Source organism: Microbacterium sp. ZW3a, assembly GCF_057167165.1.
Genome location: NZ_CM169903.1, coordinates 813,951 through 827,323, shown reverse-complemented (window position 1 = coordinate 827,323; position 13,373 = coordinate 813,951). Strand labels below are relative to the sequence as shown.

Genomic DNA, 13,373 nt, shown 5'->3' with positions numbered 1-13,373 from the left:
ATGCCGTCACCCGGTGGTGAGCGTCGGTGTTCCCGCCTCGTACTCGGACAGGTCGCCCGTCTCCCCCGCCCGCGCGGCGCGCCGCCCCACCCACAGCATGTAGACGAGGAAAACCGACAGCGCCGCGGCGCCGATGGCGATCTTCACCTGCCACGGCAGCGTCGAGGGCGTGACGAACCCCTCGACGAGACCCGACAGGCCCAGCGCGAAGACGAGACCCACGGCCACCGTCGCCAGCGCCCGCCCCTCCGCCGCGAGGGCGGCGGCCCGCGTGCGACGGCCGGGGGCGACCCACGCCCAGAAGATGTGGAGACCGGCCGCCCCGGCCACGAAGATCGCGGTCAGCTCGAGCAGACCGTGCGGAAGGATGAACTGGAAGAACACGTCGGCGCGATCGAAGGAGATCATGATCGCCGCCGATGACCCGACGCCCACGGCGTTCTGCATCAGCACCATGAGCGGCCAGAAGCCCGTGACCCCGAACAGCACGCACTGCGCGGCGATCCAGGCGTTGTTGGTCCACACCGTGCCGGCGAAGATCGCGTTCGGGTTCTCGCGGTAGTACTGCACGAACTGCTCGTCGGCGTAGTTCTGCAGCTCGCTGCGGGCGCCGAGGGCGGCCACGGCCTGCGGGTCGCCGGAGATCCACAGGGCCACCATCGTGCTCACCAGGAGGAACCCGAGGGTCACCGCCAGCGTCGTCCACCGCACGCGGTACAGCGCCGCGGGCAGCTGCAGGAGGAAGAAGCGGGGCACCTGGCGCAGCACGTTCTCGCGCACGCCCGTCAGCCGGAGGCGGGTACGGGCGAGCAGGATCGAGACGTAGTCACCCTCTGGCGTCCGCCCGGCCGACGTCTTGATGTCGGCGAGATCGGCCGAGGCGGCGCGATAGCGGGTCACCAGCTCATCGATCTCGGGCCCGGTCAGCCTCCGCGACCGGCCCAGCTGGTCCAGCCGCTCCCACTCCCGGCGACGGGCGGCCGTGAGGGCGTCGAGGTCCATGTGATCAACTGTACGCATGGCTTCCCCCGTGGCATCCGGCCGGGCACCCGTCTCCGGGGTCGTCTCCGCCCGCGCGGCGGCGGACGAGATCCTCACCGGGGAGGCCGTCGCCCTCGACGTGCAGCCGCTGGGGTTCTTCCTGCGCGCGGTCGGGGCCCTGATCGATTTCGTCGTCGGCGTGTTGTTGCTCGCGGGTGGCGCCCTGCTCCTCGCGGCGCTGGTCGCCAGCGGCACGATCCCCGACAGCGTCTTCCGCATCGGGGTCATCGTGCTCCTGGTGACGGTGATGGTCGTCGTCCCCACCACCGTCGAGACGCTCTCGCGGGGGCGCAGTCTCGGGCGGCTCGCGGTGGGCGGGCGCATCGTCCGCGTCGACGGCGGCGCCGCGGGCTTCCGTCAGGCGTTCATCCGCGCGCTCGTGGGGGTGCTGGAGCTGTGGTTCACCCTGGGCGGCATCGCGGCCGTCGTGGGGATGTTCACCCCGCGCGCGCAGCGCCTGGGCGACCTGCTGGCGGGCACGGCCAGCGAACGCACCCGCACCCGGCCGTTGCCGCCCCCGGGTCCCGGCATCCCCCCGGGGATGGAGGCCTGGGCGAACGTCGCCGATGTGTCGCGCCTCCCCGACCGACTGGCCGCCCGTATGGCGCAGTTCGTCCGCGGCGCCGACGCGCTGGAGCCGGCCGCCCGCGCGCGCGTCGCCGCCGGGCTCGCGACCGCGCTCACGCCCTTCGTGTCGCCGCTTCCCGAGGTCGATCCCGAGACGCTCGTGCGGGCGACCGCCGCGGTCCGCCGCGACCGCGAGTACCGCGCGCTGATGCTCGAGAACGAGCGCGCCGCGGCGCTGACCGCACCCCGCTGAGCGCCCGTCAGGCCCGGAGCGTCTCGTGCCGCACGACGACCCACCCGCGGGGCACCGACAGCCGATCGGCGTGCAGTGCGCACAGGTCATGGGCGTGGGGGTCGCCCGCCCGGCCCAGCGGACCGAGAGCGGCCATCTGGTCGCCGTAGTCGTAGGTGAGGGTGCTCATCGCCTCGCGGGCACAACCCACCTTCGAGCAGAGTCTGTCGCGCATCGCCCGCCAGCCTAGGCCGATGCCACCCCGCCGGGTCGGCGACCCGCCGCCCACCACCCCCGGAACGGGACACGAACGCCGTGTCCCGCCATGCCCGGCCGCCGCCCCGCCGACCGTAGGATGGGGCGCATGCGTCGTCGAACCCGTGAGGCCCGGCCGGTCGCCCGCCCCTCCCGTCACGGTCGTCACGGTCGCGAGTACCGCAGCCCGGTGGTGCGCCCGCCGCTGCCTCCCCTGGACACCCGCATCGAACGCTTCGACATCGCCGTCAGCGCGGCCGCCGAGTTCCTGCGCTCCGCCTGGACCGAACTGCGCGAGGTCTCGTTCGAGGTGGGCATCATGCCTCCCACAGCGAGCGGTGCAATCCCCCGCTGGCAGGTCGTGCGCCACGAGAAGCGCATCATCCTCTACCGCGTCCCGATCGAGCGGCTCGGGCATCCGCACATCGACGACGACCTACACCGGCGCATGATGATCGAGGGCGCCGTCTTCCGCGCCGCGGCCGAATACCTCGACCGCGACCCCTGGGACCTCGGTCCCGAGCGCTTCCGCTACTTCTGACGCGGCGGCACGCTCACGGCAGGATCGTGAGCGCTCCCGCCGCGGCATCCGCCGGCCACAGCGGGTACGACGCCAGCGCGCCGGCCGCCGCGTACGAGACGGCCGCGTGCACGGGCGCGTCGGTCGCGAGCTCGTAGACGCCCGCGGACACCGGGATCGATACCGATCCCCCGGCGGGCACCGCGACGGTCACCGGATCTCCCCCGCCCTGCGGAGTGAGCGTGACCGCGGCCGCCCCGGAAGCCGCGCCGGCCGCGACGACGAGAGTCGCGCCCCCGCCCGGGGCGACGGCGACGAGGCTGGATGCCGCGAAGTCCGGTGCCGGGGCGTACCAGGCGAAGTCCGCCCCCTCGCCGAAGCCGGTGGTCGACCACGCTCCGGCCACGATCGGCTGGGTCGCCTCGATCGTGACGGTGTAGGCGCCGGCCTCCCGGCCGGACAGCGCGAGCGAGGTGGGTGTGCCGGCGGGGAGCTCGAGCGTCCGAGGTTCGTCGGCCGCGCCCGTGCCGTCGACGCGCGCGAGCGTGACGGTCGCGGAGGCGTCGGACCCCGGCGACAGCAGCCGCAGGACGGTTCCCGCATCCCCTTCACCGGTGGTGAGGATCTGCACGCCGGGGATGGTCAGCTCCACATCGGCCTGCGCCAGCGGAGCGGCCTGATCGCTGCCCCCCGGCAACAGGACCCGGGTCAGGCTCGCCTGCAGGGACGCGTGCACCGGGGCTCCCGTGGCCACCACCCGCACGACGGGGCTCTCCTCCCCGAGCAGAAGACCGGCGAGCGGGAGCACACGCTGACCCCGAGGGGGAACGACGAGGTCGGTCCCGCCGGGCGGAGTCGACACGCCCTGCGCGCCGTACACCGACAGCTGGACCGTGGCCGGCACCTCCCCGGGGTTGCCGAGGACGACGAGGTCGTTCGCCCCGGTCGTCGCCGATCCGGCGACCAGCCACGATTCGGCGAGGGGCGGACGGCACGCCGAGGCACTGAACCCGGTCAGATCGGGCGAGGATGCCGTCACCGATCCCGCTGCCGCGAAGGGCGTCGCCACGCGGTCCCGCGGGGCGGCGCGGAAGGCCGCGGCATCCCCCGATCCGTCACCGGTCGCCCCGCTGAGATTCTGGGACTGGGCACCGGCATCAGAAGGACCGCTGACGATCTGCGGCGCCGCCGCCACGGCCAGAGATCCGGCGGACTCCGCCGCGCGTCCGAGCGCGAACAGGGGGCCATCACACGCCAGCACCGTGTCGGACGGTGCGGGGGTGACCTCCAGGCGCACGGGGTCGGCTGTCAGGCTCGGCCACGGGGCCGCGATGCCGGCGACGGTCCCGACGACCACGGCCGCGGCGACGGCGCCGCCGGCGAGGACACGGGCACTGGTGGTGGCCCAGCGGACCAGCCGACGATCGCTCATCGAGAACCTCCCGAGACGGGGCCGACGATGCGCGGGGTGCGGCGGGCGACCCGGCGCGACGCGGCGGTGGGGACGGCGAGCAGCAGCGCGATCAGGAGCACCGCGAGGGACCCCGCCGCCACGAGCTGCTGCAGACGGACCTGGTGCGCGTCGAGTCCGTCCCGCGGGTGCAGCTCGGTGGTGACGCGCCAGAGATCGCCGCGGGACGTGGCTCCCACCCCGTCGAGACTGTCCCGCTGGTCAAGGGAGGTCGCGGCGGTCAGGCGGGCCCCGCGGAGCACGTCGTCTTCACCGGCGGGCGCGGATTCGAGCAGGACGAAGTCGATGCCACGAGCGGCCAGCCCCGCGACGGCGTCCTCCGACGACGGGGTGACGAGGTCGGCGGCGAGCGTCGCGAGCTCCTGATCCGCGGGGCGGGCCTGGGTGCGGGTGGCCTCCACGGTGCTCTGCCCCGAGAGCGTGGCGCTCCCGCCCCACACGACATCGACCCGCAGACCGTCGGCGCGGGGGTCGAGCACGATCGTGCCGACCGACATGGATCCCCGCCCCTCGGCCGCGACGAAGGCGGGGAGGGTCGACACGGGGCCGTTCGTCAGCACGGTGCGCGGACGCTCGGCGGTCCCCCACGACGTGAAAGCCGTCAGCGACGGGGCGACGGCCACCGTGAGCGCGGCGAGGGTGAGGACCGCCGCGATCGGGCGTAGCGCCGCGGCCCGCTCGATGACGCCCGCGTCCAGGGCCACCACGGCCGCCCCCACGACGCCGAGCCAGGCCAGGCTCAGGCCCGAGCCGGGCCAGAGCGGAACGGGCGTCGCGTGGTCGAACGACACCGCGACACCCACCGCGGCGAACGCGGTGGCCAGCCCCGTCGCGGCGATGATGAGGAGGGCCGACGCGGTGATCCACCGGGGAGTGAACACCGCCAGCAGGGCCAGCACGGCCAGCGGGGCGGCGAGCAGCCCGACCCACCACACCGGTCCGCCGGTCAGCGCCGCCCAGCCACCCGGGTCGGACGTGGGGAACCCCGCGGCCAGCAGCGCACGGCCGAGCGCGTCGGCGGAGGCTTCGTCTCCGAGGAACGGCACCCCGGGGTCGGCCAGCAGCCCCCACGGGTTGCCCAGACGCACCTGCGTCCACACGAGGGGCGCGAAGATCACGATCGAGGGCACCAGCAGCCAGACCACGCGGGCAATCCCTCGCGGCGCCGCGAGAGCGACCACGACGAGCGCCGCCGACCACAGCACCACGACCGCCGGCGCGAGCGACGGCGCGCAGGCGAGCACGGCGACGAGCAGAAGGGATGCCGTGCCGGCGGGCGCCCACGATCGGTGGGCGACGCTGGCGGCGAAGAACAGCCACGGCAGCAGCAGGTGCACCAGCAGCGGGCCGGGTCGCCCTTCCACGAACGCGGCGAGGAAGGTCGGGGCCAGCGCCCAGGCGATCGCCGCGGTGATGCGCAGGAGCGACGACTCGGTGATGCGGGTGGCCGCGAACCATCCGCCGAGCACCGCCAGCGGGAGGGCGAGCACCCACAGGATGACGAGCGCGCGCGACGGGTCGTCGGGCGACAGCGTTCCCACCAACGCCACGAGCGCCGAGAACGGATCCGCCGGCCCCACCACATCGAGTCCGAGCGGACGCGCACCCCACGCCGCGTCCTGCCACAGTTGCCCCACGGTCGCCCGCAACGGCGCGAGACCGCCACCGCCGAGGACGGGCCAGGCCAAGAGCGGGGCGAACAACACGGCCGAAACCGCGAGAGCGCCGAGCACCACCCAGGCACCCCCACCGACGAAGAACCGCAGCTCCGAGCGGACGGGGGCGTCACTCTCTGCCGCGTCACCCTCCCATCGCAGGCGCAACTCCGAACGAGAGACCCGCAGCGGGGCGATGCGCGACCATCCGACGGCGCGCACCGCGCGGATGCGGCGCCGTGCGCGTGCCACGGCCGCGACCCGAGCCATCACGAGGAGCGTCGCACCCCACTCGGGCATGACGCGATACGGCACCTTCGCCACGAGGTGGGCGACGCTGCGCGCCAGCGCCAGGGGGAGGAACGACAGCCAGTGGAACAGCACCGCCGGCGCGGGCGCGTAGGCGAGGCGGCGGTGGAGCTGCGCGGTGCGCTCGGCGAACGCGCGGCGTCGCGCCCTCCGCCGTCCGCGGGCCATCGCGGCGACGCCGTCGCCGGCGACGGCGACCCGCGCGGCGGGGACGAGCGAGACGCGATCGCCGGCCAGGCGGGCGCGTACGCCGAGATCGAGGCCCTCGTCGGCCCCGCCGAGCGCGGGATCGAGGCCGCCGAGAGCCTTCCACGACTCCCGACGCACGAGCATGCCGCGCACGTCGGCGCCCAGGACGTCGGCGTCGCCGTCACGCTGGCCCTGGTCGAGTTCGCCGGCGGCGAGCTCGACCGTGCGGCCGTAGTGGGTGAGGCTCACCCCGAGCGAGACGATCTCGTCCGGCTCCTCCCACGCGACGAGCTTGGGCGCGGCCACGGCGAGCGACGACGAGAGCTCGAGGGCGCCCGCGAGCCGCCGCAGCGCGTCGGGGGCGGGAGCGGTGTCCTGGGCGAGGAGCCAGACGGCGTCACCGGTGAGCCGCGGGGTCGCCAGCGCCGTCGCGACGGCGAACGGCGTACCCGGCGCCGCGGTGATGACGCCCTCCGCACCGGACGCGGCCGCGATCCGGGTCAGGTCGGGGTCGGCGCCGCACAGCACGATGGTGAGGGCGTCCACCGGGCGGGTCTGAGCGGCGAGCGCGTCCAGGGTGCGCGTGAGGTGGGGGGCGGCGGGGATGCGTCCTTCGGGGCGAACCACGAGGACGGCGTGTACACGGGCGGGCATGGCGCAGTCAGCCTAAGCGGGCTCTCCATCGATGACGGACGCCGCGCCGGGGCGAGGAAGATCGCTCAGGAACGCGAAGGGATGCCGGGCCTCAGGCGCGGCGCTTGAGCTTGCGGCGCTCGCGCTCACTGAGGCCGCCCCAGATGCCGAAACGCTCGTCATTCTGCAGTGCGTATTCGAGGCACTCGGACTTCACGTCGCACGAGGTGCAGATGCGCTTGGCGTCGCGGGTCGAGCCGCCCTTCTCGGGGAAGAACGCCTCGGGGTCGGTCTGCGAGCACAGCGCGTCGGTCTGCCACGCGAGGGTGTTCTCGTCGACGGAGTCGATGTCGCGACGGACACCGGGCACGCCGAGATCGACCGGGTCGACGAACCAGTTGTCCGGGACACCGGACCGGTACTGCGATGCCGCCATCTCGTCCTCCGCCTCCATCGTTCCCCTGACGCTCCTGCGCTCACGAGTAATTACACCCGTGTCATTCGGATTGGTCAAGTCGCGGATCGTAAACCCTCAAGGCCGAGGTGAACCTTCACGACGCGTATCGGCGTGTCGCGTCACTCCCCCGGCATGGCGACGAAGACCTCGCCGCCCTCCACCGCCAGCGGCGACTCGTCGGGCGTGACGATCGCCGCCTGCCCGGGAGCGAGCCGGATACCGGTGCCCGAAGCGCCCGTGATCGTGGCGTCTCCGGCGACCCCGAGGGCGATCGAGAGGCCCCGCAGCGCGACGCTGCCCGACCCGCTCACGCGGGCGAGAGCAAAATCCCGGATGCCGGGGGCAAAGACCTCCACTCCGTGGCCGGCCGCGTCGGGCTGGAGCACGGGGGGTGCGGCGGGGTGGAAGTCGACCAGGGACAGCAGCTCGGCCACGTCGATGTGCTTGGGCGTGAGCCCGCCGCGCAGGACGTTGTCGCTCGCGGCCATGATCTCCACCCCGAGTCCCGCGACGTACGCGTGCAGCACCCCGGCGGGCACGAAAATCGCCTCGCCGCGGCGCAGGCCGACCAGGTTCATCAGCAGGGCGACGACGATGCCCGGGTCGGCCGGGTATGCCGCGGCCAACGACGCCGTCAGGGCGAGCTCGGCGGCGAACTCCTCGGACTGAGCGGATGCCGCCGCCTCGACGATCTGCTCGATCGCCGCGGAGTCGGCCTCGCCGAGCACCCAGCCGATCGCGGAGCGGAGAGCCGTGGACGGATCGGTGTGCTCGAGTCGCTCGCGCAGAGCGCGCACACCCTCGGCGTCGCCCATCGCCTCGACGAGGCGACGCGTGGCCGAGACGTCACGCAGACCGGCGAGGGCGGTGAAGGTGTCGCTGAGCGCGACGATCACCTCGGGCTTGTGATTGTCGTCCTTGTAGTTGCGGTGGCCGGCGTCGCGTGGAACGCCCGCGGCCTCTTCGCGCGCGAACCCCTCCACCGCCTGGTCGCGGGACGGATGGACCTGGATCGACAGTGGCGCGCCGGCGGCGAGGAGCTTCAGGAGGTAGGGAAGCCGCGCGGCGACGCCCGCCTCGTCGGCGTGATCGGCCAGCCAGGCGTCGAGGGCGCGGCCGGAGTCGTCGTGCACGAGGGCGGGCGAGCCCGGGTGATCCCCGAACCACACCTCGGCCTCGGGAGCCCCGGTGGGCGTGCGCCCCTCCAGGTCGGCGAGGAGCGTCGCGCTCCCCCAGGCGTAGTCGCGGGGCGTGTTCGAGATCGCAAGCAGCACGGGCGTCAGCCTAGCGGCGCCCCTCTCGTCTCGACACGGCGGACGGTAGCCTGAACGGACCATGGCGATGCACACCAGTCACCCCGCCTCGGCGCTGCCGACCGCTCCGCCGCGCGAGACGACCGGGCATCTGCTGCTCCGCGCCTGGTGCGTCTTCGTCCTCGTCCTCGCCCTCGGTGGCGTCGGCGTCGTCAACGCGATCGGCCCCACCCTCACCGGCGTCGTCGCCCTCGCCTCCGCGATCGTGTCGGCCGTCGTGTGGACGGTGGTGCGCCCGCCGATGGCCGTGCGGCGTCTGCCGTGGCTCGCCTTCGGATACGTGGGGTGGGCGGTGGCCTCCCTGGCATGGAGCGCCTGGCCCGCGGCATCCCTCCTCACGCTCCTTCTCTTGCTCGTCACCACGTTCCAGGGGCTGTTCGTCGGCGCCGTGTTGACCTGGCGCGACGTCGTGCGCGCGGTCGCCTCGGCAGCGAAGTGGATCGTCGCGCTGTCGCTACTGTTCGAACTGGCGGTGTCGGTGTTCGTGCGCGGCCCCCTCCTCCCGGGCTTCGCGCTCCCCGACGGACCCATGGATCCGATCGTGTACTGGTCGCGCGACAACCTCTTCGACGGCGGACGCATCCAGGGCGTGTTCGGAAACGCCAACCTGCTGGCCGCCGCCATGCTCGTGGCGATCATCGTGTTCGCGATCCGCTTCGCCGCCGGTGCCCCGCGCCGCTCGCTCCTGCTGGTGTGGATCGCGGCGGCCGCGTACCTGTTCGTGCGCGCCGGCTCGGCCACCGCCGTGGTCGCCGCCGCCTTCGTGGCGCTCGTCCTCGGCACGGTTCTGGTCATGCGCACCGCCCGCCACCCGGGCGAGCGCACCCGCTGGTACGTGCTGTACGCGCTGATCGGCGTCGGCGGGACCGCCGTGTGGGTGTTCGGTCGCGACACCGTGTTCGGCGCGCTCGGCCGCGACGCCGACCTCACCGGCCGTGAGGGGATCTGGGCCGACGTCCTCGCCCGTGCCGACCAGCATCCGATCGTGGGCTGGGGGTACTCGACCCCGTGGATCGCGTCAGAACCCCTCATCGACGGCTGGATCGTCGACCACGACCAGACGGTCGTGCAGGCGCACAGCATGTGGCTCGACGCGTACCTGCAGCTCGGTGGTATCGGCGTGGTGTTGCTCGCGCTGGTCGTCTTCGCGTACGTGTGGCGGTCCTGGTTCTTCGCTGTCGACCGGCCGCGGTGGGACCTGCGCGCCGACCGTTCCTACTCCCCCTTGACTCTTCTGCCCACGCTGCTGGGCGCACTGCTGGTGGTGCAGGGTCTCACCGAGTCGGCGCCGCTGCTGCTGTGGGGGTGGATGTTCATCGTGCTCTTCGGCGCCAAGATCTCACAGGCCCCGCTGGTCGGGGTCGGTCCCGCCGAGCAGAGCATGTCGATCGAGCGCGGCGAGCTGCAGAGCACGGAGTCGTGAGCGCCGGACGGCCCGCGGCGCGCCCCGACCCGCGGCCGTTCCTGGCGTCGCCCGAGCTGGCCCGGGCCTTCACCGCGGCCGCCTTCACCGCCGCATTCGGCGCGACGGCGATCCGGGCGCTCGCGGGCGAGGTGACCTTCGCAACGATCCTGGCGGGGCTCTGCGCCCTCGGCGCGGCGATGCTCGTGGCGCGGCGAAGCGAGATCGACCTCCTCCGGCTGGCGCCGACGACGCTGCTGCTGTTCCTGCTCTGGGCGGGCGCGAGCATCGCGTGGAGCACCGATGCCGCTCGCAGCGTCGCCGGCTGGACAGCGCTCGTCGGGGTCGCCTTCCTCGGCGTGGTGATCGGGCACGTGCGCGACGCCCACCAGAGCGTGCGCGCCCTGGGCGACGTGCTCCGGTGGCTGCTGGGCGCGTCGCTCGTGCTCGAGGTGTTCAGCGGCATCCTGTGGGACACCCCCCTCCCCGTACTCGGCATCCGGGGCGACATCACCGAGTTCGGCCCCGTCCAGGGGCTGTTCGGCACGCGCAACGACCTCGGCGTGGTCACGGTGATCGCCCTGCTGACCTTCCTGGTGGAATGGCGCACGCGGTCGGTGAGTCGGGGGACCGCGGCGGGCTCGCTCACGCTCGCGGCGGTGCTCGCGGCGCTCAGCGGGTCGCCGACGGTGGTCGTGGTGGCCGCGGCGACCGCGCTGGCGGCCGCGGCGCTCACTCTCGTGCGGGCACTTCGGCCGCAGCGCCGTCGTCCCGCCCAGATCTCGCTCGGGGTGGGCCTGGCCGTGCTGCTCGCCATCGCCTGGGCGCAGCGCGGCACGATCGTCGCCGTCCTCGGCGGACGGGCCGACCTGTCCTTGCGCACCGACCTGTGGCGGGAGGTGCTGGTGTTCTCGGACTACCGTCCCGTCGTGGGGTTCGGGTGGTTCGGCCCCTGGGCCGAGGCGACCGCTCCCTTCAGCACGCTGAACTTCCGTCTCGACCAGGAACACGACTCGGCGCTGAACGCCTACCTCGACGTCCTCCTGCAGCTCGGCTGGGCGGGGCTGCTGGTCTTCCTGGCGTTCTGCGCTCTCGCGCTCGCGCGCGGGTGGCTGGTTGCGGGCGAGCGTCGCTCGATCGTGCACGCCTGGGTACCCCTCACCCTCGTCGCCCTCCTCACGCTCTCGCTGCTCGAGAGTTCGGTCCTCTCGGGCGCCGGGCTGCTGTTGCTCGTGCTGTGCGCGGTGCGAGCGGGACAGTCACGATCGTGGCGCGAACGGCTCGAGCACGGGACGCCGCCGCACGATTCCCGCGCCGCCGACAGGCCCCCCGGCACTCAGGAGGGGCGCGAGAGCGCCGGGTAGACTGCGGGCTGGCCGCACGACGGCCGGCGCCTTCGACGAAAGATCTCTTCGTGACGTACACCCTTCAGAACGCGGTGCTGCCGCTCGACCGCGACCCCGATCTGCTCCCCCTGTACGTCGACCCCGAGACGTGGTCGACGATCGACGAGGAGCCGGTCCGCGTCACCAACGTCGCGCAGTTGAGCAACGTGCTCGACCGCCACCGCGCCCGCATCGTGGCGGGGCGCCGCGTGTCGTTCGGCACCTACTTCAACGCGTTCCCGGCCTCGTACTGGCAGCACTGGACAGCCGTGCGCAACGTCCGCCTGACGGTGCACACCTCGGGGGATGCCACGATCCTGGTGTACCGCTCCAACGGCAGCGGCACGAAGCAGCGGATCGAGACCCGAGAGGTGCGCGGCGACGCGGTGGACACCTCCTTCGACCTCGTCCTCGACCAGTACAGCGACGGCGGATGGATTTGGTTCGACGTCGCCGCCGACCGGTCGGACGCGATGTTCGAGGGCGCCGAGTGGACCACCGAGCAGGAGCCCGTGCGCGCAGGCAAAGCGAGCATCGGCATCACGACGTTCAACAAGCCCGATTACTGCGTCACGACGCTGCGCGCCCTCAGCGAGGCGCCCGACGTGCTCGATGTCGTCGACCGGGTCTTCCTCATCGACCAGGGGACCGACCTGGTCTCCGACCAGCCCGACTACGCCGAGGTCGCCGAGGCCCTGGGCGACACGCTGCAGATCATTCGCCAGCCCAACCTTGGCGGATCGGGCGGGTTCTCCCGTGCGATGGTCGAGACGCTGCAGCGCCCCGAGAGCGACTTCGTGCAGCTCCTCGACGACGACGTCCGCATCGAGCCGGAATCGATCCGCCGCTCGGTGGTCTTCGGTCGCTATGCCTCGGTGCCCACGATCGTCGGCGCCCACATGTTCGACCTGCTCGACCGGCCGAAGCTCCACGCGTGGGCCGAGGTCGTCGATGACGCCCCCTTCATGTGGCGCGCTCTGTTCCAGGAGCGCCTGCCGCACGACTTCAGCGTGGCGAACCTCCGCCAGTCGCCGGTGCTGCACATGCGTCTGGACGCCGACTACAACGGCTGGTGGATGTGCCTCATCCCCACGAGCATCCTCCGCGAGATCGGCCTCTCGCTCCCGGCGTTCATCAAGTGGGACGACGCCGAGTTCTGCGTCCGGGCACGGGATGCCGGCTACCCCACGGTCTCGATGCCCGGCGTCGCCCTGTGGCACGTGTCGTGGGTCGGTAAGGACGACTCGATCGACTGGCAGGCGTACTTCCACGCCCGTAACCGCATCGTCGCCGCGCTGCTGCACTCGCGCTCACCGCTGGGCGGAACGCTCATCCGCCACAGCCGCCGCGTCGACCTCAAGCACCTCATGATGATGCAGTACTACCCCGTGGAGCTGCGGCACCGGGCGCTGCGCGACATCCTGTCGGGCCCCGCGCACATGCGGCAGACGCTGGAGCGAGCGATGCCGGAGGCCCGCCTGATCGCGCAGAAGCACCCCGAGACCCGCATTTACAAGGACTCAGGCGTGCCGATGCGTGCGCGACACGGGCGCCAGGTCTTCCGGCTCCTGAAGAAGAACGAGTTCGACAGCCCCACGGGGATCGCGCTGCGCACCTTCACCGCCCGAACCCTGCTCTCGCACTGGTTCCACACCCCACGCCCCGAGAACGTCGCTCAGCCCGAGGTCGAGTTCGGCAAGGGCGACGCGCACTGGTGGCGCGTGCCCCGCTACGACAGCGCGCTCGTGAGCGCCGCCGACGGCTCGGGGAAGAACGTCTACACGCGCGACCGCGCGAAGTTCCGCCGCATGCTCGTCGACAGCGTGCGCCTGCACCGACGCCTGCAGCGGGAATGGCCGCGACTGTCGCACCAGTATCGCGAGGCGCTGCCCGACCTCGTCTCCGAGGAACAGTGGCGCGCGACCTTCGAGGAGCGTGCGTGAC

General features: G+C 73.0%; 11 protein-coding genes. 5 read left to right on the top strand and 6 right to left on the bottom strand.

Annotated features, from left to right (window positions below; translation table 11 throughout):
• Nucleotides 1–6: 6 nt before the first annotated feature.
• Nucleotides 7–1,002 carry a stage II sporulation protein M gene (locus tag ACU6WY_RS03820; protein ID WP_483821137.1) on the bottom strand — a complete coding sequence of 332 codons (996 nt, stop codon included), beginning with the start codon at nt 1,000–1,002 and terminating at the stop codon, nt 7–9.
• Nucleotides 1,003–1,018: 16 nt separating this feature from the next.
• Between ACU6WY_RS03820 and ACU6WY_RS03815 the strand changes: the two genes are divergently transcribed.
• Entirely contained in the window at nt 1,019–1,861 is an 843-nt protein-coding gene (locus tag ACU6WY_RS03815) for an RDD family protein (RefSeq protein ID WP_483821136.1), read from the top strand.
• Nucleotides 1,862–1,868: 7 nt separating this feature from the next.
• On the opposite strand, the gene ACU6WY_RS03810 is transcribed toward ACU6WY_RS03815, so the two are convergent.
• Nucleotides 1,869–2,075, bottom strand: coding sequence for a DUF3499 family protein (locus tag ACU6WY_RS03810; protein ID WP_022878762.1), 207 nt, complete (start codon nt 2,073–2,075; stop codon nt 1,869–1,871).
• Between the two features lie 129 nt (nt 2,076–2,204).
• Between ACU6WY_RS03810 and ACU6WY_RS03805 the strand changes: the two genes are divergently transcribed.
• Nucleotides 2,205–2,636: a hypothetical protein gene (locus ACU6WY_RS03805; protein WP_483821135.1), complete on the top strand. Its 432-nt coding sequence runs from the start codon at nt 2,205–2,207 to the stop codon at nt 2,634–2,636.
• Nucleotides 2,637–2,649: 13 nt separating this feature from the next.
• On the opposite strand, the gene ACU6WY_RS03800 is transcribed toward ACU6WY_RS03805, so the two are convergent.
• From ACU6WY_RS03800 to manA, 4 genes are all read right to left on the bottom strand, one after another.
• Nucleotides 2,650–4,047 carry a DUF5719 family protein gene (locus ACU6WY_RS03800; protein WP_483821134.1) on the bottom strand — a complete coding sequence of 466 codons (1,398 nt, stop codon included), beginning with the start codon at nt 4,045–4,047 and terminating at the stop codon, nt 2,650–2,652.
• Nucleotides 4,044–6,893, bottom strand: a complete 2,850-nt coding sequence (locus ACU6WY_RS03795) for a glycosyltransferase (protein WP_483821133.1) — start codon at nt 6,891–6,893, stop codon at nt 4,044–4,046. The genes ACU6WY_RS03800 and ACU6WY_RS03795 overlap by 4 nt, the downstream gene beginning before the upstream one ends.
• Nucleotides 6,894–6,984: 91 nt before the next feature.
• The gene (locus ACU6WY_RS03790; RefSeq protein ID WP_483821848.1) at nt 6,985–7,308 is read right to left on the bottom strand and encodes a WhiB family transcriptional regulator; all 324 of its coding nucleotides are present in this window, start codon (nt 7,306–7,308) and stop codon (nt 6,985–6,987) included.
• A gap of 140 nt (nt 7,309–7,448) precedes the next feature.
• Complete coding sequence (gene manA / locus ACU6WY_RS03785) at nt 7,449–8,603, bottom strand: mannose-6-phosphate isomerase, class I (protein ID WP_483821132.1); 1,155 nt, start codon at nt 8,601–8,603, stop codon at nt 7,449–7,451.
• Nucleotides 8,604–8,664: 61 nt separating this feature from the next.
• Here manA and ACU6WY_RS03780 point away from each other — a divergent pair, with 61 nt between their 5' ends.
• The 3 genes from ACU6WY_RS03780 to ACU6WY_RS03770 are packed head-to-tail and all read left to right on the top strand — an operon-like array spanning nt 8,665 to nt 13,372.
• Complete coding sequence (locus ACU6WY_RS03780; RefSeq protein ID WP_483821131.1) at nt 8,665–10,065, top strand: O-antigen ligase family protein; 1,401 nt, start codon at nt 8,665–8,667, stop codon at nt 10,063–10,065.
• Entirely contained in the window at nt 10,062–11,408 is a 1,347-nt protein-coding gene (locus tag ACU6WY_RS03775) for an O-antigen ligase family protein (protein ID WP_483821130.1), read from the top strand. Before ACU6WY_RS03780 ends, ACU6WY_RS03775 begins: the two co-directional genes overlap by 4 nt.
• A 50-nt stretch (nt 11,409–11,458) precedes the next feature.
• Nucleotides 11,459–13,372: a glycosyltransferase gene (locus ACU6WY_RS03770; RefSeq protein WP_483821129.1), complete on the top strand. Its 1,914-nt coding sequence runs from the start codon at nt 11,459–11,461 to the stop codon at nt 13,370–13,372.
• Nucleotide 13,373 lies beyond the last annotated feature (1 nt).